18 protein-coding genes are annotated in these 25389 nt (G+C 53.8%); 2 read left to right on the forward strand and 16 right to left on the reverse strand.

Going from position 1 to position 25389, the window contains the following annotated elements:
* Positions 1–131: 131 nt before the first annotated feature.
* The 3 genes from P8935_RS21650 to P8935_RS21660 all read right to left on the reverse strand — a co-directional run bounded on the left by P8935_RS21650 (position 132) and on the right by P8935_RS21660 (position 6218).
* Positions 132–3869: a TonB-dependent receptor gene (locus P8935_RS21650; RefSeq protein ID WP_348262389.1), complete on the reverse strand. Its 3738-nt coding sequence runs from the start codon at positions 3867–3869 to the stop codon at positions 132–134.
* Between the two features lie 244 nt (positions 3870–4113).
* Positions 4114–4797 carry a response regulator transcription factor gene (locus P8935_RS21655; RefSeq protein WP_348262390.1) on the reverse strand — a complete coding sequence of 228 codons (684 nt, stop codon included), beginning with the start codon at positions 4795–4797 and terminating at the stop codon, positions 4114–4116.
* On the reverse strand, positions 4794–6218 hold the full coding sequence (locus P8935_RS21660; protein WP_348262391.1) for a histidine kinase: 1425 nt from the start codon (positions 6216–6218) through the stop codon (positions 4794–4796). The genes P8935_RS21655 and P8935_RS21660 overlap by 4 nt, the downstream gene beginning before the upstream one ends.
* A 169-nt stretch (positions 6219–6387) precedes the next feature.
* On the opposite strand from P8935_RS21660, the gene P8935_RS21665 reads away from it, so the two are divergent.
* Positions 6388–6912 (forward strand): family 16 glycoside hydrolase, encoded by a 525-nt coding sequence (locus P8935_RS21665; RefSeq protein ID WP_348262392.1) that lies wholly within the window; start codon positions 6388–6390, stop codon positions 6910–6912.
* Positions 6913–6948: 36 nt separating this feature from the next.
* Here the strand turns inward: P8935_RS21665 and P8935_RS21670 are convergent, their stop codons facing one another.
* Positions 6949–7875, reverse strand: coding sequence for a substrate-binding domain-containing protein (locus P8935_RS21670; protein WP_348262393.1), 927 nt, complete (start codon positions 7873–7875; stop codon positions 6949–6951).
* Between the two features lie 102 nt (positions 7876–7977).
* A complete protein-coding gene (locus P8935_RS21675) occupies positions 7978–9039 on the reverse strand; it encodes a tetratricopeptide repeat protein (protein WP_348262394.1) in 1062 nt (353 codons plus the stop codon).
* A gap of 234 nt (positions 9040–9273) precedes the next feature.
* On the opposite strand from P8935_RS21675, the gene P8935_RS21680 reads away from it, so the two are divergent.
* Complete coding sequence (locus P8935_RS21680) at positions 9274–11214, forward strand: hypothetical protein (RefSeq protein WP_348262395.1); 1941 nt, start codon at positions 9274–9276, stop codon at positions 11212–11214.
* Between the two features lie 250 nt (positions 11215–11464).
* On the opposite strand, the gene P8935_RS21685 is transcribed toward P8935_RS21680, so the two are convergent.
* The 11 genes from P8935_RS21685 to P8935_RS21735 all read right to left on the reverse strand — a co-directional run bounded on the left by P8935_RS21685 (position 11465) and on the right by P8935_RS21735 (position 25229).
* Complete coding sequence (locus tag P8935_RS21685) at positions 11465–12145, reverse strand: sugar transferase (RefSeq protein ID WP_348262396.1); 681 nt, start codon at positions 12143–12145, stop codon at positions 11465–11467.
* Entirely contained in the window at positions 12142–13311 is a 1170-nt protein-coding gene (locus P8935_RS21690; protein ID WP_348262397.1) for a DegT/DnrJ/EryC1/StrS family aminotransferase, read from the reverse strand. The genes P8935_RS21685 and P8935_RS21690 overlap by 4 nt, the downstream gene beginning before the upstream one ends.
* 48 nt (positions 13312–13359) lie before the next feature.
* Positions 13360–14484, reverse strand: a complete 1125-nt coding sequence (gene wecB, locus P8935_RS21695; RefSeq protein ID WP_348262398.1) for a UDP-N-acetylglucosamine 2-epimerase (non-hydrolyzing) — start codon at positions 14482–14484, stop codon at positions 13360–13362.
* 5 nt (positions 14485–14489) lie between these two features.
* A complete protein-coding gene (locus P8935_RS21700) occupies positions 14490–15827 on the reverse strand; it encodes a glycosyltransferase family 4 protein (RefSeq protein WP_348262399.1) in 1338 nt (445 codons plus the stop codon).
* Entirely contained in the window at positions 15751–17022 is a 1272-nt protein-coding gene (locus P8935_RS21705; protein WP_348262400.1) for a glycosyltransferase, read from the reverse strand. Before P8935_RS21705 ends, P8935_RS21700 begins: the two co-directional genes overlap by 77 nt.
* Positions 17023–17193: 171 nt before the next feature.
* Positions 17194–18093 carry a hypothetical protein gene (locus tag P8935_RS21710; RefSeq protein WP_348262401.1) on the reverse strand — a complete coding sequence of 300 codons (900 nt, stop codon included), beginning with the start codon at positions 18091–18093 and terminating at the stop codon, positions 17194–17196.
* Between the two features lie 84 nt (positions 18094–18177).
* Positions 18178–19284 (reverse strand): glycosyltransferase, encoded by a 1107-nt coding sequence (locus tag P8935_RS21715; protein WP_348262402.1) that lies wholly within the window; start codon positions 19282–19284, stop codon positions 18178–18180.
* A 191-nt stretch (positions 19285–19475) separates the two neighbouring features.
* Positions 19476–21002: an oligosaccharide flippase family protein gene (locus P8935_RS21720; RefSeq protein ID WP_348262403.1), complete on the reverse strand. Its 1527-nt coding sequence runs from the start codon at positions 21000–21002 to the stop codon at positions 19476–19478.
* Positions 21003–21050: 48 nt separating this feature from the next.
* Entirely contained in the window at positions 21051–22199 is a 1149-nt protein-coding gene (locus tag P8935_RS21725; RefSeq protein ID WP_348262404.1) for a DegT/DnrJ/EryC1/StrS family aminotransferase, read from the reverse strand.
* Positions 22196–23869: a Gfo/Idh/MocA family oxidoreductase gene (locus P8935_RS21730; RefSeq protein WP_348262405.1), complete on the reverse strand. Its 1674-nt coding sequence runs from the start codon at positions 23867–23869 to the stop codon at positions 22196–22198. Before P8935_RS21730 ends, P8935_RS21725 begins: the two co-directional genes overlap by 4 nt.
* Positions 23870–23885: 16 nt before the next feature.
* Positions 23886–25229 (reverse strand): nucleotide sugar dehydrogenase, encoded by a 1344-nt coding sequence (locus P8935_RS21735; RefSeq protein ID WP_348262406.1) that lies wholly within the window; start codon positions 25227–25229, stop codon positions 23886–23888.
* Positions 25230–25389 lie beyond the last annotated feature (160 nt).

Consider the following 25389-nt stretch of genomic DNA (forward strand, 5'->3'; position numbering starts at 1 on the left):
TCGAACAAAGGATACGACGCTCTGGATCAAGACCGGTAGTTGGTATCTGGATGCAAACAGACACTAGCTAAAAAAGCGGGGATATAGGGAACACCTATATCCCCGGGAGAGCGTTGATGAGCGCCTTCGAGCTAGAACGTGAAGCGCGCGGTTAGCTGAACGTTGCGTGGCGTGTTGACAGTACCACCCGGCAGGCCGAATGTGCCGTAATCATAGGGCTGCAGATCCGGAATATTGAACGTGTGCTGGTTGAAAGAATTCAGGAACTCTGCTTTGACGCTCAGGGTATACGTCTCCCAAAGCGGGAACTTCTTGATAAGGCTTAAGTCGTTATTGAAGTAGGGCGGGGTTCGCACCTCGCTCGTCGTACGCGGCAGGCCGGTTGGGAACGAATAGGGCAGGTCTGGGCCGCCATTGCAATTGGCAAGCGTAGCTGCCGTGCAGTCGCGGTTGTAGTTGTTATTGACATCGTAGAAGGCAATTGGGTCATTCCCTACCGGAGATCCGGGACGTGTTACGTCGTTGTATTCAAGGTTGAACATCGTGTTGGTGTTTGGATCGAGTGAGCCGTTCGGTGGGACAACAACGAATGGTTTTATGTGGCTGGCACCCTTCTTGTAGACCGCGCTTTTGAGCGATGCCCCTGGCACGTGGCTGAACCGAATACAATTTTGGAATCCTGGAATACCCCATGCGCAACCGAAAGATAACGGCTGCCCGGATTGCATGCGTTCAATCGTTCCTAGTTCCCATCCGCCCGCAATCTGCGCCATGATTCCGTGGTTCAGAAAAGTTTTTCCTTTACCAAACGGCAGTTCATACAAGGCACTGACAACAAAGGTGTGCCGAATATCCATAGCAGAGATGGCTTTCTCTTTGTGCAGGTCTTCGACATCCATATCCTGCGAAACGCCGACACCAGAGTTGGGCAGCGCGCTGTCAGCATCGGTAAACGTCTTGCCCCAAGTGTAAGAGCCCTGCAGGTTCAGACCCTGATGGAAGTGACGTTGGATCGATGCCACCAAGGCGTTGAAGCTTGACATACCTACGTTTTCAAGGCAGCAACCCTGATCGATGAAGTCGTACTGCGGGAACGGACGCAATGCCGATTGCAGTGCCGGATTGCCGCCCCAGTTCTGGAGGAATTGCGGGAACGGGAGTGCAACGCCGGCGGTGTTGTTGATGAACGGTTGATAGAGGGCGTTGCCGAGCGAGAAATACTTGCTCGGCATGTTGTTCGGGTTGAGTAGGTTCGATTCGAGATTTGTGGAGTGGTTGCCGATGTAGCCAACAGTCGCCAGCAGATCTTCAGCGATCTGGTGCTGCACTTCGAGCGTCCAGTTGTAGACTGTCGCGGGTCGGCCGGCGCTCGGAGTGATGTAGGAGCCCGGCAGATACGATCCGTTGTAATATCCGGGATCTTCATCCGGCGGCGGTGTGAAGGCAGGCATACCGTTATCGATCTCGAAAGAGGGATCGAATCCGTTATGGCTGGGAGCATTTGGATTAGCTGTGTAGCCAGTGACTGTGCCACCACCAAAGTCGTCGTACACAAGCGGTCCGTAGATAATGCCTGAGCCGCCGCGGACAACCGTCTTCTGATGTAGGAATTCGGGGGACCACGCAAAGCCTATGCGGGGACCAAAGTCCTTGTACCAGGTGTTGGCCCAGCGGGTGTTGCACTTGGTGCATTTGTCTCCGAAGACCAAGGCCCCGGGAATGTTGTATTCGGTGTCGATTGCCGTGGGGCTGAAGTTCGAGGTGTTGTGGTGAGCCTCAGTGCGAGGTACGTCGACGTCGTAGCGCAGCCCGATATTCAAGGTTAGAGTCGGAGTGATTTTGAAGTCGTCCTGCGCGAACATCGCGTAGTACCACGAGGTCCAGCGCTGCCCCTTCAAGACCACATTGGTGCCGCCATTGTCGGCTTCTCCAAGCATCATGCTGGCGAAGCCCAACCCGCCGCCTTGGCCGATGGCGCCGCCGGTTTCGTTCGAGCTGAAGTTGATGTACTCGTTTCTGCCGTTGATAGGTGAGTATTGCTGGAAGCGCACGTCGCCGCCGATTTTGACGTTGTGCCGTCCATGCGTCCAAACCAGGGCATCGTTGAGACGAATACCATTGTCAACGTTATCGCCGTTGTTTCCAAAGCCTAGTCCGATCGGTGCATCTCCCGTGTTGATCAGAGGGAAGTTTTTGCCGCCGGTGTTACTGAGGCCTACGATACTTGACCAGTCTTTGCCCAGGTTGACAGCTTGCGAGTAGTTTTTGCTGTTGCTACGGTTTGTTCCGAGAACGAAGTAATTCAGCAGATTCGGCTTCGGAGAATAGTCAACGCCAACGCGGAAAAAATGGGTGGTGAAGTCCTGCCACCAGCCTTGCGTACTTACTGGTGAAGGCAGAGTCGCGAGATTGCCGGTGAACAGATCGTTCTCACGGGTGCTGTACGATCCCCAAAGTTTCGTCTTCTCGCTCAGGTTCTGATCGATGCGGACGGTGTACGTCGTGTTGGTGATCGGGGAGATCGAGTTCTGTGAGTAGTTATTGAAGACGCCGCTATTGGTAGGTTGCGGGTAGTAGGCAACAAGGTTCTGAGCAACCTTGCTGAGCCGACCGCTCGGAATCATATTTGTTGGAGTCGCATTGCCGCCAAATGCAGTGCGGCATTCCGCGGTGCCCCCGCCCGGCAGCATGACAGTCTTGGTGGTTGCGGGATCGAAGATCTCGCCGGCATAGATTGGCGTGCCATCGCAAGGATTGGTTCCGATCCGGTCATTGGTCAACCGATCAGAGAAGTCGCCGGTGCGCTCCGCAAGCGTTGGAATGGTGCTGGTAACGGTTCCACCATGGACATATTTCAGCTGCTCCCATGAGAAGAAGAAGAAGCTCTTGTCGCGCCCGTGATACAGCTTGGGAATCCAGATGGGGCCGCCAAATGTTCCGCCGAAGTCGTGCTTGTGATCGGGAGGAGTATTCCATCCTGCGCGGCACGATGGCGTATCGTTGGCTCCGCCGCAGTAGTATGCGCGCCAGCCCTTGTTGAAGTAGGTATTGGCATCGAGTGACGTGTCGCGATAGATTTCGTAACCGGTTCCATGGAATACATTGGAGCCGCTCTTGGTAACGAAGTCTTCAACGCCGCCGGTCGTGCGGCCATATTCAGCTTCAGGCAGAGATGTTGTAACCCGAAATTCGGCCAGCGCTTCGACAGAGGGTGCTTCTTCATCGTAGGACGAGCCGTTTTCGCTGCGCTGCTGACTGGCGCCGTCGATCAAAACTTCGTTGCCGTAGTTCTGCCCTCCGGCTACCTTCGACAGGAAGATGCCGTTGTTGCTGTTGGCAGCGCCGGGACCAGTTGTCGCAGGCTGCAGAAAGACGAATGCCTCATTGGCGCGCATGGCGCCAACGCCGCCAAGAGCGAGAGGAAGTTCCACGATTTGTTTCTCGCTGATGACGCCGCCTACATCGGATGACTGCGTCTCAAGCGATAATCCTTCGCTGGTGACGGTTACCTCTTCAGAAACTGCGCCAGGCTGCAGTGTAACGGCCACGGAGGAAACTGTACCGATCTGGACCAGTACGCCCTTGGTGACGGAGGTTTTGAATCCCTTGGCTGTCACAGTCACTACGTACTCGCCGAGCGCAACATCCTCAAATCGGAAAAAACCCGCGGATGTGGTAGACGCAGTGTAGGTAGCTGCCGTGCGCGTGTTGACGATATCTACTTTCGCGTCTCCGATCACAGCGCCTGTTGAATCCGCTACGGTACCTGCCAGCGTTCCGTGTACCGACTGTCCCCGCGTAACTGTCCCGAGGAGCAGGATCATCAAGCAAACTGTGAAAGAGATCCACACCTGTGCGTATTTCTTCATTCTTGCCTCCAAAACAAATCGCATTTGAGTATCTTGCCGTGTCGTAAGGAACTTCATCCTCACAACACACCGTTGCCGTAGAGAGCACGGAAATAGGGCAGCCCCAAATTCGCACCAGCATAGGCGCGAAATGTCGCGACGTCTTGGGCGTGTAAGCCTATTGACAGTCAGATTGGCCAGGTGTAGATTTATCCGATTGCGTGACGGCATTCGCGTGTCGCGAACGATACCGATGTCGATGTCGCTACATTTCGTCGAGATCGACGATGCCGCGACTCAGGCAGAAGCTTACCGCCTCGGTGCGGTCCGCAACTTCCAACTTGGTCATCACGTTGTTCAGGTGGTTTTTCACCGTGCTGGCAGAAATACCGTAAACATTGGCGATCTCACGATTAGTGAGGCCTCTCGCCAGTAGTTTGAGAATCTCCACTTCCCTTGCCGTCAGTTGCTGGCGGAGTGCGCGATCATCAAATTGCTTGCGGATCGACGGCGCGAGCCAGCGTGTTCCCGAGTAAACAGCCTTGATTGCCTGCACCAGCATCTCCCTGCCTACATCCTTGATGACGTAACCAAGAGCCCCGGCTTGCAGCACCTGAAAGATCTCTTCTTCGGTCTGGTAGCTCGTTACTATCAAGATGCGTGCATCGCTGAACTCCGCGCGGACAGTACGGACCACCTCGATGCCACTCTTTTGCGGCATGCGTAGATCCAGTAGCAGCACATCCGGTCGAAGGCGACGATACACTTCAACAGCCTGATTTCCGTCGGCTGCTTCGCCAATGACCTCGAAGCCGGGTTCCGACGCGAGCAGATTGCGGATGCCGATTCGATATACGAGGTGATCGTCGGCTACCAGCACACGAATCGTTTTGGTTGCAGGACCGGCGCCAGTTGTGCGCGCTTTCATCGTTGTTGCGTCTTTGTTCATGCTTCTGCTTTCACCCTAACCAGAGTTCCATCGGCTGCCGATTCAAGTTGGAAATGGGCATTGATGGCGGCGCATCGCTCGCGCATTCCTACAATACCGAAGTGGCCGTCCTCGGGCCCCGGAATGCGCTGCGGATCGAAACCCTTTCCATCATCTTGAATTTCGAGAAGAACCCCGCGCTGCTGATAGCAGACACGAACCACGATCTTAGCGGCCCTGGCATGATGCACAGCGTTGGAGAGCGCTTCCTGAACGATCCTGAAAAGATTATTGACCATGTTATAGGACAGCACGGATGCGTCTCCCGTCACCTGCTGCTCGATGATGGTGTCGGAGCTTGATCGTAGTTGCTGTACGCAGCGCGCAACCAGCACATCGAGCCGGTCGTTACGGGAAAGCGATCGAAGAATGTCAATGGAAAGATGCGATTCATCGCGACTGTGTCGCACCAATTGCAATGCTTCGTTTAGCAAAGCCGCGGCTCGCTCCGGATCGCGGTTAATCATTTGCTGCGCAGCCTCAAGCTGCAGCGTAATTCCAGCATATCCCTGCGCCAGCGTGTCGTGAAGATCACGAGCGATGTTGGCCCTTTCCTCTGCTACGGCGCGATAGCGTGAATGGCGGATGTGGTTATAGGCGATAATTCCCAGGGAGAAAAGCAGTGCGGCGATTCCCGCGAGCAACAGCACGTGCGCCCTCGTCCACCACGATGGAGGTTCAACGAGTTCAATGTCTTCCGGCGCGCGCAGTTGGAGCGAAAACGCGTCGCCATGGCTCGTATTCAGGCCATGATTGACGACAAGAATTCCGGTGATGCGCAGGATTGCTCCCGGCTGCAATGACTTGGCTGATAGTTCTTCATCAGGATTGTCACTTGGCAGGACGGCGGAGAAATTCTGGTGCCCTCCGCGAAGGTTGAGGCGTAACCCAGTGAGCCCGGCAGGTCCAAAATCTACCAATTCGGCAACTGTCTGTACAAGAAAGAGCTCATTTTCCCCGTCAGCAGCCTGGTCGGGGGTAATGGAAAGCGGCAGCGGCATGGAACCGCCCCATAACCTGCGCATCTCTGCCTGCTGGATTTGCGGCTCGGGTTGTAGAGAGATCTTCCCTGTAACCTCGACTTCATCTCCAAGCGAAATATGCTCCGTCGCAATGGGTTTTACTTCGATGGCACCCGTTCGGTCTTCGATGACGATCCCGTGGCGGCTTGAAGTAACGATGCCACGAATCACCACGTGCTCGGCGCTCGGTGAGAAGCCGGCAGCTTGAATAGCTGATTCGATCGACTGCAATCGCGACGGGTCGTGGCGCTCCGGACTTACCGCAGCAAGTGCCATCGGCAAACCGGCGCACCATGCGAGGCATAGCACAAAAGCGGCAAGAATGGAGCGAACGGTGGTCATGTGAGCGCGCGCGAACATTGGAATTCTCGGCAAAAACTCAATATACTCTGTGCCACACATGCAGAAGCTTTCGAGAAATGCACGAATTGCTGTTATCTCTGTTGCCACTTGCCTCATTTTGGCGGTGTGCCTGCTCGCTGCATATCGAATGCACTCCGAGCAAGCGAAGACTACACGATATGAAAGTATGGCTGGTTGGCAGTCGATCAGCGGCCGATGGAATGAGAATGCCGGGGTTCTATCGAATTCAAACTACGGCCGCGGCGATATGTTGATCGCTCAGCATTCACAGGGGTCTAACTATTCCATCTCCGCGGATGTCCGCTTCGACCTTTTGTTTCCCGAAACGCATTATGGCGATGCCGGTCTGGTTATCCGTACGACCGATCCAGAGCAGGGTGTGGACTCCTACGAAGGTTATTATGCGGGTGTTCGGCCGGAAGAACAGACGGTGGTTCTCGGTCGCGCCTCGTACGACTGGCATCAACTTGCAATTGCGAACCTGAAAACGCCGGTTGCAATTGGCTCGTGGTACCGGCTCGAACTTCTGGCGCAGGGATGCACGCTGACCGTAACAGTTTCTCCCCAGGATGGACGAGAACCGACAAGTCTTCAGTTTGAAGACAAACAATGCATGACGAGCGGGGTGGCAGGCCTGCGATCTTTCTACGCGCAGGCTTCGTGGCGCAATGTGAAGATTACGAACCGCTGATGGTGGCGACGCTACCGTCAGTGCAATGCGCGAGTCCTATGCAGGGCCTTTCACAAGCATAGTCACGGTTGCATCGTTGACCATGGTCTGCCTGTCGACAAGGGTTACGGGCAGTTGTGTGGAGTAAGTGCTGGCATCGGAACCAGCCAGCGCGGCGCGCATTGCCTGCATGGCCCGCGTCCCTAGCTCCCGGGGATCGCTGACGATCAACGCATCTGTTCTGCCAACCCGCAATCCCTCAATCTCGTTCAGCTCATCGGAAACCCCTATGAGCAGCGGGCGTTTTCGTGATTTGCGATCAAATGCATAGGCGGCGGCGTGCGTTGAGAACTCGTCCGTGGTAAAGATTCCCTTGATCTCAGGGTGCTCGGCGAGCAAGTCCAGAACGGCCTGATGCCCTCGCGCCCAATCAGACAGGCCGTACTTCACGCCGACAAGTTTTACGCGCGGGGCGCGGGCAATTTCGTCGGCAAATGCCTTCTCGATGAGAGAGCTGCCTTCGACGGTCGGACTCACTCCAATTACGCCAACCTCGCCTTTGCCGCCAAGCAACGAGATGAATTTTCTGGCCGCTAGCCTTCCCGCCTCTGCTTCATTCCATCCGATAAAAGCTGCGAAATCCTTTGCCGGAAGGGCGATAGGCGTACCGACGATGACGACCGGAATTTTTGCGTTGACAGCTTTTTGCAAAACCGATGTCAAAACAAGTTGGTGAGCCGGAGAGACGATGATTCCCTGCACGTGCCTGGAGATTGCGTTCTCGACCATCTGAGCCTGCTCGGTGTAGTCGGTAACGGATTGCGGTGCAGCCAGCTCAGTGCGAAGTCCCACCGCGCCCGCGTCGGCTCGTACAGCGTGATCGAAGTTTTCCCAGAACTCCAGTCCCCCCGTCGGTGTAATGACAACGATCGTAGGCGGAGGCTTATGGCCGCAGGCAATAGGAATTTCAAGCAGAATCGTCAACAGAGCCAATCGCCCGATTGCACTTTTTACTATGTTTCTGCCTGAGGTTCTCATTGGATCTGATCGCTTTCTCAATCTGTTTCGTGATAACCGTGAGCAATTCTATTGCACCAAGGTCATCGCGTTCCCGTGGCTTGCCTTTGTCTCCTGCTTGTCCAGCTCGGTCGCTAGCTCCGACTCACGTTTTGCTTCATCGGTTCTACCCAGCCGCATGAGCACAAGCGAGTAGTAGTGATGCGCCCGGGGGTACTCGGCCGCATACTGAATCGCACTTTTCAGGTACTTTTCCGCTGTTATGTAATCTTTGGCTCGAAATTCAAGAACTCCCAGGCCCGTCAATGCTCCGCCATGATGGGGAGCCATCTCTAGCGTCTTCATATATTCGCGTCTGGCATCGTCATCGTGATTTTGTTCGAGCGCAATCTCTCCTAGTTCATAGTAGGAAGCGCTTTGGCGAGGCTGCAGTGCAATGGATCGCTCCAACTCAACCCTCGCCTCATCTTCTTTCAACAGCACATGCAGCAAGTGACCGAGTCCGTAATGGGCGGTGGCATCCTGTGGCCGTTGCGCCAGGTACGCGCGCAGATTCGCCTCAGCCTCCGGCATTTTCTGCTCATCCAATTGCACGTGGGACAAGGCATAAAGAATCTTCACGTCTTGGGGAGCCAGCTCATGAGCTTTGGTCAGCGCCTCGTCCGCGTCGCGATAGATCCGCATCCGCTCAGCCTGCATACCGAAATCCAGTAATAATTGCGGAGAGTCCGGCACAAACTTCCGCGCCCTGATCAGGCACATAAGGGCGCTTCCATCGATTCCTGCCTTTTGATCGGCAAGTGCATTGGCTTCGGCGGCCTTGACTTCTCCGTCGCGAGCATCTTGCACGTGAGGTTTGTTCGTCAGAATACTCTCAAAGGATTTGAGTGCGTCTTCATAGAGTCCAAGAGCAAGCTGGATCTGTCCAAGTTTGATGATCGCGGTTTCATTGTCAGGGTCCTTCTCGAGGATCTCCGTAAGCAGTTCGCTGGCCTTCTCCAACTGATGCGCCTGCACCAACTGATCAGCTCGCTGCAATTGATTGTCACCGGAAGCGGGCTTATCCTGTGCGGTCGGGAAATATGCGTTTGTCGCAACCGCCAATACCAACACGAATAGAAACCGCGTCAATGCATCCTCTTAAGTTCGCCCTGCAAGTATACGTTTTGACCAATTCACTCGTAGATGCGATTCCTGACGATGTCCGAAGACCGACAAGATAGCCTTTGAAGTTTGATCAAACTGGCCGATGGCATCGTCATCCCATACTACAGATTTTGATCGCACCTCGTGACGGGATATGCCCGATCGGCTCATGTGCAACGGAATCGTTTCGAGTTACAATCGCGTCCGAGTAAAGCTCCCATGCTGTTTCGTTTTATCCTGGTTATTTGCATCGCATCCTTCGGCGCGTTCAACGCTGCTGGCGAGACTCCGCTTCCTTCTGCTGCAGTCGTGGTGCCCGTCGAAGCGGAACTGCTTTCGCATATTAACGCGCATACTCTCAAAACGGGATCCTCTGTTTACGCGCGTGTAGTGGTCGATTGGCTCGGACCCGGTTGCACGCTTCACAAAGGAGCCACGCTCGAAGCGGAAGTACGAAGCGTAGTCCCTCATTCCTCCCGGGTGAGCAAATCGGAAATTGCCCTTGCGTTTCAAAAAGCCCAGTGCGGCAGAAGCGAACTGGGGTCGTTAACGCTCGTTCTTGCAGCCGTCGCCGCACCCGAGGATACGGAACTCGGATCGGTGACCACTGATCTTCCGACTACCGTCGGAGCTTCCAGTGGGACAGGAAGACTTCGCTCTTTCGATCAGCAGGTCGATCCGCTGCTTCTGAATGTTCATCGCTTCCCTGCCGTTCCGAGCCTCGCATCAGGGTCCGTACTGGGCATTCGAGGTCTAAAACTAACCCCAGGCACGGGAGCTGAAAACAACTCTGTTCTTTGGCGCAGTGGACACGACGTAGAACTTAACGTGAATACGCGACTCCTGCTCGTGCTGAATCCCTATTCTTCTTCACGTCCTCATCTAACGGGTCTAGCGAAACCGATTGAAGCAGGAAATAATCCCACTGGACTCGTCGTTAGAACACAACCTGCGGAACCCGGCCAGCTGGTCACACCGAGTTGGGACGCCTGTGCTCCTCCTACTTGTAGCCTGGTCTCATCGGCGCATGAAGCTGGCATCGGCGCTCAAGGGACCGGCATCCACGTTGATGTCGAGGGGTTCGCACCGCGTCTCCGCCAGGAAATCGTCGGTCCCGTTCAAGACGAAGCTATCGCCTACCTGGGACCCTCACAGCTACTCATCGCCTTCAATCCACACACGCTCATTCCCCGCGGAGGCGCGGGATCCAGCGCAGCCGTTCGAGTTGTTCGCGCCGCACTGATCGATGTATCAAGCCACAAAATTACACGCAGCGTCGACTGGCGCCTCTCCGATAATCGACAGTTCCTATGGGCTCTACCCCGCAATCGAGTTCTACTGCATGTGGGCAATGAATTGCGCCTATGCGGGAAAGATTTGAAGGCCGAGTCCCGCTTTGCGATAAGCGGCGATCTTGCCTTCGTTCGCATATCGCCTGACGGGAAGACATTTGCGGTGGGGATAACGCAGGAACGCTACGCTCCTGAACTACGTGCCAAGCTACGCAATAGTCTCGGCGAGGATCCTGAAGAGGACGTGCAAGTTCTGATTCTCAATGAACGCTTTGAGACAATCGCGACCACAACTTCTACATCGAACCGCTTGCCACCGACACTTCTCAATGAAGGACAAGTGAAGCTCTTCCTTCAGTCCGTTCCCGGTGGCTTCTCCGGGAAGCGATACCAGTTGGAACTGCGAACATGGGAAGACCAGAGGCAGATTCTGGCGAAGTTTGCTTCTACCTGTACCCCAGCAGTCTCCAGTTTTGATCCCGACCTGCTGCTCCTGGTCACGTGCAGCATTGCAAATGGGGCGCGCGACTACCGTATTCTCCGTCCCAATGGATCCTTTGTGCTGAATGGGCAATCCCTCTTGCAGGAACTAGGCCACGGCGCTAGCGGCGAGTCCGAATCTCGGGCATTTGTAATTCGAATTTTCGAGGCGGATGAGCCGATCCTGCCGGGCGAGACCTTCCATCCCGCCGAACTGCAGAGCGCAAGATTGGACATCTATCATTCGCAAGATGGCAAACGAATATTCAGCGTGCATGTCAAAGATCCGTCCCCGAGCGTGGGAGACTACGCCATATCTTCGGGAGCCGGCCAGCTTGCCGTCCTCACGCGCACCGGAATCGATATTTATGCCATTCCTGCCAAATGATTGATCGACGGTTGAGGTATGTCGAAAATAGCTGCCCTCTTGCAGGCGCCCTTGACCCGGGAAACCTCTTGAAAGCGAATGGGCCAGTGCGTCCGGCCGGGCTCACAAATAATAAACCCCACCAACAGTGGCGGGGTTCGCGGCAGAATGCAACTGAATCACAGCTGTCGTCACAATTGTTGCCGGACGGAGACTCCAATTTTCACAATCACGCTAAGCGCTATGCAGTGTTACCTCGATCCGACGACACCTATCTGAGTTGGGTTCCCATTGTTTCTCTCTTAGTGTCGGTTAGCGACTCGTTTTCATACTGAGCTGAACGAACGTCGTCGTCTGATCCGCATACCGCCATCAATGTTCTGAAAATGATCGATATATCTATCCAAAGCGTTCTCTGGCGAACATATTCGCAGTAATATTTCAACTTTGCGGGAAGAACCTCGTCTGTGTACATCTTTTCGGGATCCACCGATTGGGACAGAAGTTCGCTTTCCCGTCGGTAAGCAAGTGCCGCATAGCCTGTAATTCCCGGTCTAAGCGACAATATCTCTTCTCTTATATCGTCGGGATAAAGAACTACGTATTTCGGAACTTCTGGGCGGGCTCCTACAAGGCTCATATTCCCGACAAGCACGTCGAACATTTGAGGTAGTTCGTCTAGCTTAGTGCGTCGAAGAAAATGTCCACAACGGGTCACGCGTTCATCCCGATCAGCGGTGATGAGAGGCCCAACAGATTCCGCACCGACCGCCATCGAGCGAAATTTATGAATGCGGAAAAGCTTTCCGTACCTTCCAACCCGAGTTTGAGAAAAGAAAATAGGTCCTGGCGAATCGATCTTAATCCAGATTGCTACAAACAAAAACAACGGTATTCCTGCAATCAATGTGATCAATGAGACCAGGACATCGAGCATGCGCTTAGCGATCATGAAAGAATCTCGCGGACAGATCCGATCACTCGGCTCTGATCCTCTTCGGTCATCCTGGAGTAGATTGGCAGACTCACCAAGCGTTCACAGATGCGCGTAGCGCAAGGGAATTGCTCTGGCTTTAGAGAATAGGTATCGCGCCAATAGGGATGAAGGTGAAGGGGCCGGTAATGGACACTGCAGCCGATTGCATGCTCAGCCATGCGCGCGATGAATTCATCTCTATCAACCAGAGCCGAGTCATCAAGTTGCACGGGAAACAAGTGCCAGGAGTGCATATCGCCATTGGTGGGAAGAGGGGGGAGACGGAGGGGAAGTTCAGAAAATGCCTCGAGGTATCGTGCCGCGATGCGCTCGCGACTTTTCTGGAATCTGAGAGCCTTCTTCAACTGCTGAATGCCTAGCGCTGCCGCCAAATCTGTCATGTTGTACTTGAACCCCGGAGCGACGACCTCGTAATACCACGAGGGTCGCTTGGATGTATACCGGTCGAATGCATCACGATCTATGCCGTGCAGACGCATAACACGGCAGCGCTTTGCGATATCGGGGTTTCGAGTCACGACCATTCCCCCTTCACCCGTAGCAAGCGGTTTGGTGGCATAAAAACTGAAGACCGTTACATCACTTGGCAATGAACCAATGAGCCTGCCACGATGAGTGGTAGGGATAGCGTGTGCCGCATCCTCCACGATGGCCAACCCGTAATCTGCGCCTAATTGCAGAATCTCATCCATCGGAGCAGCCAAGCCAGCGTAGTGCACAGGAATGATCGCCTTGGTCTTGGCGGTAATTGCCTTGCGAACTTTCTCCGGATCAATACAGTAGGTGTTTGGATCAATATCGACAAATACCGGATCGGCCCCCATATAACGGATAATCTCCGCCGTGGCTGTAAAGGTATGAACCGTCGTGATGACCTCGTCTCCGGGACCGATACCCAGAGCTTCTACCGCGAGGTGTAGGCCTGCCGTTGCCGAATTGACTGCGATTGCCTGGACATCGCCCCCCAGAAATTCCGCAAACGATTGCTCAAAGCGCTTTGTCTTTGGGCCTGTGGTAATCCATCCTGAGCGCAGAGAGTCAACGACCTCGTCGATCTCCTCTTCTCCGATATCTGGTAGCGCAAAGGGTAAGAAAACGGATTGATTCGTCAATTGAGCCAAGATGCTATCCCCACACTTTCCTTAGTTCGAATACCGTCCGAAACAATGTCACTTAGATACGCAGACTCGACTGCTAATTCTCTGCGAGAGTATCCTGACTATCTTGTCGGCAGCGTCTCCCCGCCCATAGGGTTGAACATCCTGGATTCCAGATCGACCGATGGACTCGAGGATGGTGCGGACTGATCCCGCAACATCATTAAGATTCGCCAGCCGATTCCAACCCAGGTCAACTAGTTCCTGCCACTCCGTCTCATTGCGCAAAGTAACGCACGGGACACGATAGAAAAAGGCTTCCTTTTGTACGCCGCCAGAATCGGTAATAATGATCGCCGCATTCTTTTGAACAGCGATCATATCGAGGTATCCCAAAGGAGAAAGGAGACGGATTCCTTCCCCAACGGAACCGTCTAATCCGATACGTTTCAAAGCACTCAATGTGCGCGGATGAAGAGGAAGAATCACAGGAAGCTCCCTCGCCACCTTATTTAGCACGTCGATAATTGCTCGAAGACGCGATTCATCGTCGGTGTTCTCTGCGCGGTGCACCGTACAGAGTACGTATTCAGACCTTTTTAGAGATAACGTTTCGATAACTCCGCTGACTGCATCGGATCTGCTTCCGTAAGTTAAAGCCGCATCGTACATGACATCGCCTACGAGGCAGATATTCGTCGGCGATATACCTTCCTTTTGAAGTTGTTCGACCGCTCCCGTTGTAGGCGCAAATAGAATGGCTGATAAATGATCAGCTACGATGCGGTTGATTTCTTCGGGCATATCGCGATTTTGCGAGCGAAGGCCGGCCTCCACATGCGCTACGGGGATCCGGAGCTTAGCGGCAGCCAAGGCTCCTGCGAGTGTCGAATTTGTGTCTCCATAAATAAGAACGATCTGTGGATTCTCTCGTATTAACAAACCTTCAATGGCTTCGAGCATCTTTGCGGTTTGGACCGCGTGAGTGCCAGAGCCCACCCCCAAATGATAGGCAGGATCTGGTATCCCGAGCTCCGCAAAGAAAATGTCGGATAGGTTCTCGTCGTAGTGCTGACCAGTATGAACAATGATTTCCTCGAACACACCAGGGCGTTTGAGAGCCTGTGAGACCACCGCAGCCTTTACAAACTGAGGACGAGCGCCAACGATTGTCACGATCTTAGTAGCTTTAGTCATAGGACTTATCCGCGGAAGGCAAGCGGCCTGATCGAATTGGCTGCGAGCGGAAATAGTTCGGCGAGTTTCCGGTAGTCGTGACGACTCCTTACATAGCTCCGTCCGTTCTCTCCGAGGCTTTGGCGTTCCATTTCACCCATAGCCATGAAATGTTGGATCGCGCAGACCAGGGCTTGTGGATCTTCTGGAGCAATGGTCAGGCCGCATCCGCTTTCGCCTACGATGTCATTGCCGGCGTCGATTGCCTGAATGATCGGCCGTCCCGCGAGCATATAGTCGAAAAGCTTATTGGGACTAATGCCAAACCGAAACAGCGGGTTTCGCTGTAGGGATATGTACAAAACATCAGCCTCGCGCAGAACTTCAATGATGCTAGCGCGCGTTATGCTCGAGAGAAACGCGACGTTCGACAGATTGAGACTGGCGCATTTTCTCTGAAGATTCTCTTTTTCCGGTCCCTGACCTATGAGCACAAACGTCACCGGACAATCTGATAGAAGTTGAGCTGCATCAAGGAACGAGTCGAGTGCGTTTGCCACGCCATGAGCGCCGGCATAAAGAATCAAGAAGCGACCTTCTTCTCGCAATTTCCTAAGCGCGAGTACGTAAGGATTTTCCGAATCCACGCCAGTTGGCTCTTCATCACAGATCAATACTCCATTAGGTACGTAGACAAAGTTCTGCTCATCAAGGCCTCGCGACTTCATATACGGACGGGCGCAGGGCAACATGGATACGACCGTGTCTGCTCTGCGATACGCAAAATCTTCCGCAAACTGCATCGCCATAATGAAAGGGTGCCATTTTGAAAATCCACCGAGTTTCATCGGACTCAACGGCCACAGATCGTGAACCTCAAACACAAGCCGGCACTTTGAGCCGCGGGCAAGGAGGAACGCCGGGAAGATGTCGAGCGGGTAGGTGGAAGAGGCAATTACTACATCGGGTTTTTCGCGCCGGCGGATTCGTCCTCGCAATCGCAAAAGTTGCAGAACAAAGACGAGCATGTTGAGAATGCGGCGTGCGCCGTTTCCAGTATATTGAGGCGCTTTGAGCCAAATATAATTGATTCCCTCAAGAACCTCCTCAGTCTTCCAGGAGTTCACACTGGGCTGATGCGTTCGAACATGGGAGAATGAAGATGCAATGATCGTAACATGGTGTCCCAGCCTTACCCATTCCCGCGACATATAGAACGGCCGGTATTCCATGCCGTGTCGAGGAGAGCCAGCATAGTGATTGATTAGTAAAATATTCATCGTGTAGTTAGCCCTTGCTTGTAACTGAGACCGTAGCATTTTCAGATTGCGGGCCGACACTGCGTTCTCGCTGTCGAGATTCAAGGCTGTGTTTCATCACCAACTCTAAGAATCGGCCTACCGTTCGCCGTGCATTAAAATCCTGTTCAACGCGCTCTCGCGCCGAACTTCCGAACTTGTGGCGCACTTCGGGATCAATCATCAGACATTCAAGAGCTTCGGCCAGCGCGACGGTATCGCCGGGAGGAACGAGAATGCCTGCTCCATTACCCAATAACTCCTTAACACCACCCACGTCGCTGACAATAGACGGAATCCCATAGGCGGATGCCTCCATCGCGGAGACTGGTATTCCTTCTACGTAGCTTGCAAGCACGAAGATATCTACCTCATTCTTGGAGTATCCCGAAAGCAACTGAGTACGACTTACATTGCCAAGGAAACGAACCGATTCAGATAGACCCAATTCTCTGCACCGAGTCTCCAAGGCGCCCCTCAACTCTCCGTCGCCAGCTATAAGTAGCTGGAAATCCGGATTACGCAACTTTACACGGGCGAGCGCATCGAGAAGGACTGTGTGTCCCTTGAGAGGAATGAGACTAGCAGCACAGCAGATCACTGGAATCGTTAGCCTGGAACGCTCTTGAATCGGCTGTGGGGGTGGTATTTCTATGCCGAGGTGAATTACGCGGGCTTTGTCGATATGGGACAGACCGGTGTTCTTCTTGGCCATCGCCAATCCAGCCTCTGAAATGAAGCGTACAAAGGATGCATTCCGCACCTTCAAAGCGAGTAGGTTCGCGCGTTCAATGTCATTTCGGTGATACGTAACGCTCCACGGGATATCGGTCATGCAAGAGGCAATCATGGCCATGGTGGCCGTGGTGCCACCCCATTGTGCATGCAGGTGCGTTACACCATGTCGCCGAGAAAATCTCGAAAGCCACAGAGCCTTAGGGATCACTGCGAGGTTTAGAAGCAGATGAAGATCCAGGGAGGAAAACAACATCCCAAGAGTCCGGCTCAGTCGGAGCGGATTGCGTATAGTCTCAACCAATGCAGTCCATAGGACACGGGCCGAAAATAGAGGCTCGCTGTGAATACAGGGCACCAGGCCGTCCGGTACGTCATGCATCACCTGGAGGCGGGGCACATCCCTCGGCACGATTCGCAGTTCGATACCCGCATTACGCAACGCCTTGAGTTCGGGGACAAAGAAGACCTCGCTTCCGGAGCGGAAGGGCCAATTCGCTGTAATGTACAAAACACTTGGTCGCAAGCTGGGTGAATCCTGAGCAAAGACAGCAGTCTGAAAAGCACTGGTAGTTAGCAGTGTGTGTGGAAACGCGCGGGCATGAATCTGGGCGATGTCCTCAACGTCCGAGAATCCAATGGTCGGAGTCAGGCATTCACCGGGCCTTGCAAAGAAGTGTTTTCCATCCAGATTTGCCTAACCTGGCGATGGCGATGTTTGCACCAATCGTGAAAGAACACCACAGCCCTTTCTCAGCCCCCGGCTTCCAGGGAAAATCCGCAGAGCGCGATGCCCCAGGGCCAGCGAGAATCGGTTGATGAGCGGGCGCAGATAAGGATGAGGAACGAAGACTCGTCGTACAGGAATAGCCTCAAAGCCGACCTTGACTTTGAAGTGGTGAAGGCCCTCCGCATTGGAGGACTCTTGAATCGAGCTAAGGCCATAACTCACGACGCGGAACTTGCGTTCAACCAAAAACTCCGTAAGCAGGCGGTCGACGAGTCCGTTGTTGGGATTGAACACGAGTCCTTCGTTTGTAGACTCTCCGCCAATTTCCACCCAATCGTCCACTGCCGTGGTCGAATAATACGCAATTAGATTGTCATCCTTCCAAGCTCCAATGACCCCGTTTGCTGGATTATTGAACCACGTCCGGAACTTTTGCTGAAAGACTTCGGATGTTCCATCCGCCAATCCATTTCTCTTACACGAATCGCGAAATGCGGGAAGTCCATTCGCGAGGAAGATCTCTTTGCTCAACCATTCGAAGCGCAGAACACTGGACTTTTTAATAGAGAATCTAACCTTTTTTGCGAGCTTATCCATGTTATACGACTGATCGCGGCAGATGTAGAGTTTGGCATTCGCGGGATGTTCTTCGCTTGGTTCGATGACGTAGCTTATCATCGGCGCGTGATCGCTCCTGAGGAGACGATTAATGCGCGCTGGATCGGGGGCCGACAGGTCAAAAACCGGCATCCGCACCAAGTATCCACCTTCCCCGCGCCTCCAATACGTTCCGGATTCATCCTGAGGTATATTTTTTCCCTCACGTTTTAAGGCGTTTACATATTCACGGATCGATATACTCGTCATGCGCCACTCCTATAATCTCGATACTTTTGGGGAGCAGTTTGTTCGCTTCGTGCGATAACCACCTCGTCCCGTGATGCGATGCATTCAAATAGACCGCGCTACTGCAAGTTCCTCATAGAGTTTTCCATAGGCGCAGATCATTCCACTTACATCCATCCGATCAAACGCTTTCTCACGAGCAGCCTCACCAAGTCGGCGCCGCAAATCAGCGGAGTTGATAACCTCGCCGACGGAACGCAGCAGGATCTTATGGTCCAGGCAGGGAATAAGTATTCCGTTGATACCGTCGTCAATTAGGTCCGGAATTCCCCCGACCGACGATGCAATCACTGCAAGCCCCGCCGCCATGGCCTCCATCACACTCAATGGATTGCCTTCCCAGAGAGATGTCGAGATGTACAGGTCGGACGCGAGCAGCATGTCGACGACATCTGAGCGTTCCCCTGCCAAGCGCACGGTGTCATCCAGTGCGAACTCATCGATTATTTTCTGGAGGTCATTTCGACATTGACCTTCGCCGGCAATGATCAGCTTCACACTTCTGTGTCCTCTTCTCAGCTCTGCGCACGCAGATATGAGTTGGGAATAGTTCTTTTGCGGATCAAGCCTACCCACGGATGCAATGAGAAAATCCTGTTGCGAATATCCATTTCTTGATCGCCAGCGCGCTCTGACGTCTTGCGCCCCGCGAAAGGGTTTTACGTCGATACCATTTGGAATCAATGGAATCCTTCTCGAATGATAGAGGCGATGAACACTCTCTGCCACTCGCGGCGAAATTCCGACTGGAATGGTGCCCATACGAAACGCGAGTGAATTAGCCACGCGAACAAACCCAGTCGCGTCCTTCTCGGCGAGGTTATGGATCGTGTGTAAGGAAGGAACTTTATACAACCATTCAGCCGGTGCAATATAAGGCAAAACATAGAGATGCGTATGCAGAATGTCGGGTCGATAGTGTCCTAGAGCGCGGAAAGAGCGCGGATACATTCGAGCGTCCGGCCCAGGACGCTTATCTAAAGCATGGATTTTTACTCCTGAGTTCTGGAGGTCGCGCTCAAGGCGAGTGTCAGCCAGTGGTTCCAAGGTCAGCACTGTGACTTCGAAGCGTGAACGGTCGAGACCGCGGGCGACCTCGACACAAACTCGTTCGGCACCACCACAATTGAGCGTTGGAACCACCTGAACCACACGAATTCTTCGCCCAGGACTCAACTGAGAGGTACGGCCCACGACAGAACCCGTTTCCATTTTGCTCATGCTTAGTTGAAGCCGAACTGATTCATAGAAAACAGGATGTTATCTGCCTTTCATAAAATCCGCTGCCTGACTGGTTGCACCTCAAAGTACCCTCGGTCGGGTCTCAGCGGGCGCCTTGACCCCTAGCGATTAGACAGAGGACTAACATTCCCAAGCGACCAACGGAACTGCGGCCGCAATATCGTGCGCAGCTCAGAACTTACACATGCAGCACATCCTGCTGAGACGCACCAAGCCAAGGCGATGATCGCCAAAGACACAAGGCGGGAATCCGGGATGGGAACGAGCCAGCGCCAAAGGGTTAATCCGACGCCCGCACTCACGAGCGGCAATGCGATATCTCTGGATAGCCACCTCTGAAAGTGGCCTGGCAGAAAGCGACGATGCGCTATAAGCGTATAGGGCAAAACCACGCTGTAGTTCATAATCACCCACGCAATTCCCGCTCCCACGATCCCATATCGCTCGATGAGAACAATCAACAATGGGATGACAATCACAATCGAGCAGATTCCAAGTTGCAGGTTCAAGCGAACATTTCCATATGCTAGAGGAAGGTAAGATGGAACAACCATGATGACCTGCATCAACTGCCCGATGACCAGGAGAGATGCAGTCAATCCTGCGCGTTGCGCCGTAATGGCCGAGCCAGTCCAATCGCGAATGAACTGCGGCGCGTATACCGCCAGGGTCAGACCTCCAGAAACCGCCAGGACTATGACCAATTGGCAAGCGCGGTGATAAACCCGTTGGAAGTTATCTTGATCGCCGGTTTCTGCCAACCCCGCCAAGCGCGGAAAGATAGCGACAGCAATGGCTGCGGTCAGCATGCTGGGAGCAGCGCCCAAGGCTCCCGCGATGCTGTAGTAGCCAAGAATGTCGAGCGTGAGCAACTTGCTGACGGCAGCTTTATCCGCCTGGGTGAGGAGCGTTAAAAGAACTGCGGAGCCAGCCATACCGATCGCGTACCGCCATGTCCGTCGAAGCATAGCCCAATCGAAATGGCTTCCGGTCGTGCCGCTGACGCGCATAACAACTCGCCAAAGAACCCAGCGAATAAGAGCGCAGCACAGAATATTGGAAATCAGTTGCCACGTGGAAAAGGCGATGATTGTGGGTGCGCAAAGCCAGAGGACGAGTATCGATCCAAATCCTCGTGACGCCCCCCAAACGATTAACAAGCCGCTTGACAAAACCTGACGCTGCAATCCGATTAAGCCGCCGGTGTAGAGGCCAGCGGGCAACTGAAACGCGATGGCCACACCCATAAGCTGAATTGCCCGCGTTACCTCTGAAATCGGCAGGGTCTTGGAATGAAGCCAATGTTGCGCAATCAACGGGCCGGAAAACCACATGATCACCGCTACCGCTCCCGAGATGCACAAATAGAGCACCTCGTAAGTCCGCAGCATGGTTCCCATTTCCGCAGCAGTTTCTTTACGAACGGAAAGTCGTGCCATTTCCCGGCTGAGAGTGGCCGTGAATCCCATGTCCGCGAAGGCGAGGACCGCCACCAATGTCGCGTAGAATCCCACCAGCCCATAGGCTTCAATGCCCAGGAACCGCAGATAGATCGGTATAAAGAGATAAGCCGAGGCAGCACTCCAGCCACGGGCTATCGCATTGGCGACGATATTGCGTCGTATCATCTAGCGGACTCAGGTGAGGGGAGTTGATTGTTTACGGTTGTGAATTGGCTACACAAGCTGGGATTGAGCCGCCTCGAGCCGTGCATTCGTCGAGTCTCCGCCGAAGAACGATCGTATGGAGGTGATCACGTAGTCCTGCATTTCCCGTGTGAGTTCCGGATAGATCGGAAGAGCCAATACCTCTGAGCTCGCACGATCGGCTTGCGGCCACTCGGTGGAGCAAGGGACGACGGGCTGGAAGCACTCCTGCCGGGACATTGGCAGCGGATAATAGATCTCTGTTCCAATGCCAAGTGCTCGAAGATGAGCGACCAGTTCATCGCGCTTCGACACGCGCACAACGTACTGGTTGTAGATCGTATAGCAGGTGGGATCAACAAAGGGGGTTTCGAGAGGAAGACCGGCCAATTGCTCATCGTAATAGCGCGCATGGCAACGTCTAGCTTCCGACCATTGGTTGAGATGAGGAAGCTTCACGAGAAGAATTGCGGCCTGGATCGGATCCAGGCGAAAGTTTCCCCCAACAAATTTATGGTAGTACTTCGGTTTTGATCCGTGGCTTCGCATGAGCGCCATGCGCTCGGCCAATGCTGGGTCATTCGTGACAATCATTCCAGCATCGCCAGCGGCGCCGAGATTCTTGCTGGGGAAAAAGCTGAAGCAACCGACGGTGCCAATGCTACCGGCCTTTCGGCCCTTGTACGTCGCCGTAATGGACTGCGCTGCATCCTCGATCACAAACAAGCCATGCCGGTTTGCGATTTCCATAATCGGATCCATGTCGCACATCTGACCATACAGGTGCACAGGAATGATGGCTCGAGTTCGCTCGGTAATCGCTGATTCAATAAGCTGGGGATCGATGTTGTAGGTTTGTGGATCGATATCCACGAACACAGGCTTCGCACCGAGGCGAGAGATGCAGCCTGCAGTGGCAAAAAATGTGAAGGGTGTGGTAATGACTTCGTCACCGGACCCGATGCCTATCGCCATCAAACTGCACAGCAATGCATCTGTGCCACTGGAAACACCAACACTGAACTTGCAGTCACTAATCGCAGCGATCTCCTTCTCAAGATCGGCAACCTTCGGGCCGCCGATACAGATTTGCGACTCAAGAACCTCAGTGACAGCAGAGAGAATTTCATTACGGAGCGTGCCGAATTGTCCTTTAAGATCGAGCAATGGAACTTTCATAAGACGCTTTCCTGAACAGCTATTTTGGATTTGAATTCATCGTATGTGAGGGTTCCGGTCCGAAGGCCCTCAGGCAACGGAGAGTTCTCGTCGAGATCGAGGCAGCGCATGATCCCCGGAGCGACCTCCTTGTAACGCAATCCGCTCTCTGGGCAAAGCATGATGCCCTTCGAGTCAGGGTGGGCGAGGCGATGGCCATGGCGGCTCATCCAACCAATCTGCCGGGCTGGATTGCCAACCATTAGAGCGTAGTCGGGTACGGATCTTGCCACCACTGCGCCTGCGCCGATGAAGCTGTACCGACCCAGTTCGATTCCGCAAACGATGGTTGCATTTGCGCCGACAGTAGAGCCGCGGCGGATTATCGTTTGCTCATACAGAGCGTGACGATTAACCTGCGAACGAGGATTAGTAACGTTGGTGAGCACGCAGGAAGGTCCGAGGAAGACATCATCTTCAATGGTTGTTCCCGCATAGATAGAAACATTGTTCTGCACTTTTACGTTGTCGCCGACCAAGACGTTCTCGGCGATCTGGCAATTCTGACCGAAGATGCAGCCGGCACCAATTTTGGCCCCCTTGAGAACGTGAGAATAATGCCAGATTTTGGTTCCATGTCCGATCTCGCATGGCTCGTCGATGACTGCGGTCGGGTGCACAAAGTATTTCTTCTTTTGTGGCTCGGCCGACGTTCGCAGGACAATAGATTTATGTCCATCCAGGGATTGCTGGCATGCGTTCAGTACGCGCAGGACGCGCAAGCCTTCCATGCCGTCAGTCAGCGCATCGCGGCGGGAGGAAATGCAATCGAGAAACTCCTTGCACTCGAGCTTCAACGGCTCGGCTGAATCTATGGCGACCGATTCACCTTCCGCCTTGACAGCCGTCGGCACCCGTTCTTTCCACTCGACTCGGTGCGAGTAGAGCACGAGCTTTTCTGAAGCGGTATCATCGAATACCGCCATCTTTTCAGATCCGACGACTACGAGTCGCTGCTCTTTAAACGGATGCAGCCAACTGACAAAGATGTGCGCGCGTACGCCATTGGCAAACGTGAACTGGCTCAGAGTGACGTCAGCGACATCCTGATTAAGGTAGGAACCGCCCTCGCACGTCACCGATTCCGGCTCCTCTCCGAAGAGACCCAGCATCACGCTTATATCGTGAGGTGCGAAGCTCCACAAGATATTCTCTTCCGAGCGGATCTTACCCATGTTGAGGCGATTTGAGTAAATGTACTCGACGCGGCCAAGCTTCCCACTATCGATGAGTTCTTTCAATTTTCGAACGGCGGGATGATATTGAAGGATATGGCCGATCATCAGCTTGCGGCCGTTTTCCCGAGCTAGTTCAAGCAGCTCTTCGCCCTCCGCCACGTTGAGCGCCAGCGGCTTCTCAACGAAAACATCCTTGCCGGCCAAAAGAGCTTGTTGCGCCATTTTGAAATGGAGTACTGCGGGAGTGGCTAACACCACGCCCTCAATATTTATGTCGTCGAGAACCTCGGCGTAGTCGCGGCAGAACCTTACATCCGGGTACTTCGCCCTGATGTTTGCCTCAACCACCGGGCTTCCATCGCAGACCGTGCGTAAGGCCCCGAGTTCGGAAAAATTGCGGACCAGGTTCTTGCCCCAGTATCCGCCCCCCACAACCCCGATATTTGGCGTCATTCCCATCTCCAGACAGTTATGCGAAAAGAATCTTTTCCCGATTCGCTACCACGTTTCTCGTAGCATTTCGGGTATCGATCACAACGTTTGAAAGCCGTACGATGCGCTCATAATCGAATGCATCGTGATCAGTAAGGATTAATGTGGCGGTGGACCCAAGAAGGGCGGAGTCTGAGAGGTGCTTCAACTCCTTACCTGGCAGGTGTCCGTATCGATGAGACACATAACCACTCACATGAGGATCGAAATACTCAATCTGAATGCCACGGTCGTCGAGCAGCCGTAAAATTTTGATGGCGGGAGACTCGCGACAGTCATCCACATTTTTCTTGTATGCCAAGCCCAACACCAGCAATCGTGCCGAAGAAGTTGATGTCTTTCTGTCGTTCAGATGTTTGGCGACCGTCGAGACGACTTCGTACGGCATGTTGGTGTTGATCTCACCAGCCAGTTCAATGAACCGCGTTGTAAAGTCATACTCGCGAGCTTTCCAGGAAAGATAGAAAGGGTCGATAGGAATACAGTGCCCACCGAGGCCCGGCCCCGGGTAGAACGCCTGGAAACCAAACGGCTTGGTCTTCGCGGCATCAACGATTTCCCAGATATTCAGTCCCATCCGCTGACAAAGGAGTTTGAGTTCGTTCATCAGCGCAATGTTGACGCAGCGGTAGATGTTCTCGAGGATCTTCGACATTTCAGCCGCTTCACACGACGACACTGGAACAATCTGGTCGAATGTAGCGCCATAAAAAGCTTCCAGAGCCAAGCGAGACGCGGCATCGTTTGCTCCCACAACTTTAGGAATTGTTTTGGCGGTGAAGTGCGGATTGGCTGGGTCTTCACGCTCCGGCGAGTACCCAACAAATAGTTCCTCGCCAATTTTCAGTCCAGACTTCTGAAGAATAGGCAGCACGACTTCGGTGGTGGTTCCCGGGTAGGTCGTACTTTCGAGGATCACGAGCTGACCAGGGCGAAGATGGGGAGTCAATGATTCCGCTGTCTGCCGCACTGCGGTCAGATCAGGCTGCCGGTATTTGTCAAGCGGAGTCGGGACGCAAATGCTGAGTGTATCGACGCTCTGGACGCTGGTGAAATCAGAGGTGGCAATGAACCCGTCATCGGCACGCATGTCCCGGATCGCAGAGTCTGGAATATGGCCGATATAGCTCTCGCCCTTCATGAGCTTGCTGGTTTTGTTCTGGTCAATGTCCAGCCCGACGACTCTGAATCCCTGAGAAGTGAACAGGCGGGCCAACGGAAGACCGACGTAACCAAGTCCGACAATGCCGGTCGTGAGACTGCGTGACTCGACTTTGTGAAGAAAGGACTCCAAATACAAGCTTGAAACAGTGGTTGTCATGGCGGTGTTTCCTTTAGGTTGCAGTGACAGAGCGGGACAGGGGTCGGCGGCCAATGGAATTCCAAATCCATGGATCCGCGCGTCTCCCGCTCGTCACCTTGGATTGAACTTTGAAGTCTCGTGATCGGTCGCTGAACCGAGCCCACACCGGCAGGTATGC

Source organism: Telmatobacter sp. DSM 110680, from assembly GCF_039994875.1.
Classification (GTDB): domain Bacteria; phylum Acidobacteriota; class Terriglobia; order Terriglobales; family Acidobacteriaceae; genus Telmatobacter.

Bases quoted from the DNA above. Each gene is read 5' to 3' on its own strand.
- P8935_RS21650 (WP_348262389.1), bottom strand. From the start codon at position 3,869: ATGAAGAAATACGCACAGGTGTGGATCTCTTTCACAGTTTGCTTGATG.
- P8935_RS21655 (WP_348262390.1), bottom strand. From the start codon at position 4,797: ATGAACAAAGACGCAACAACGATGAAAGCGCGCACAACTGGCGCCGGT.
- P8935_RS21660 (WP_348262391.1), bottom strand. From the start codon at position 6,218: ATGTTCGCGCGCGCTCACATGACCACCGTTCGCTCCATTCTTGCCGCT.
- P8935_RS21665 (WP_348262392.1), top strand. From the start codon at position 6,388: ATGGCTGGTTGGCAGTCGATCAGCGGCCGATGGAATGAGAATGCCGGG.
- P8935_RS21680 (WP_348262395.1), top strand. From the start codon at position 9,274: ATGCTGTTTCGTTTTATCCTGGTTATTTGCATCGCATCCTTCGGCGCG.
- P8935_RS21685 (WP_348262396.1), bottom strand. From the start codon at position 12,145: ATGATCGCTAAGCGCATGCTCGATGTCCTGGTCTCATTGATCACATTG.
- wecB (WP_348262398.1), bottom strand. From the start codon at position 14,484: ATGACTAAAGCTACTAAGATCGTGACAATCGTTGGCGCTCGTCCTCAG.
- P8935_RS21710 (WP_348262401.1), bottom strand. From the start codon at position 18,093: ATGACGAGTATATCGATCCGTGAATATGTAAACGCCTTAAAACGTGAG.
- P8935_RS21720 (WP_348262403.1), bottom strand. From the start codon at position 21,002: ATGATACGACGCAATATCGTCGCCAATGCGATAGCCCGTGGCTGGAGT.
- P8935_RS21725 (WP_348262404.1), bottom strand. From the start codon at position 22,199: ATGAAAGTTCCATTGCTCGATCTTAAAGGACAATTCGGCACGCTCCGT.
- P8935_RS21730 (WP_348262405.1), bottom strand. From the start codon at position 23,869: ATGACGCCAAATATCGGGGTTGTGGGGGGCGGATACTGGGGCAAGAAC.
- P8935_RS21735 (WP_348262406.1), bottom strand. From the start codon at position 25,229: ATGACAACCACTGTTTCAAGCTTGTATTTGGAGTCCTTTCTTCACAAA.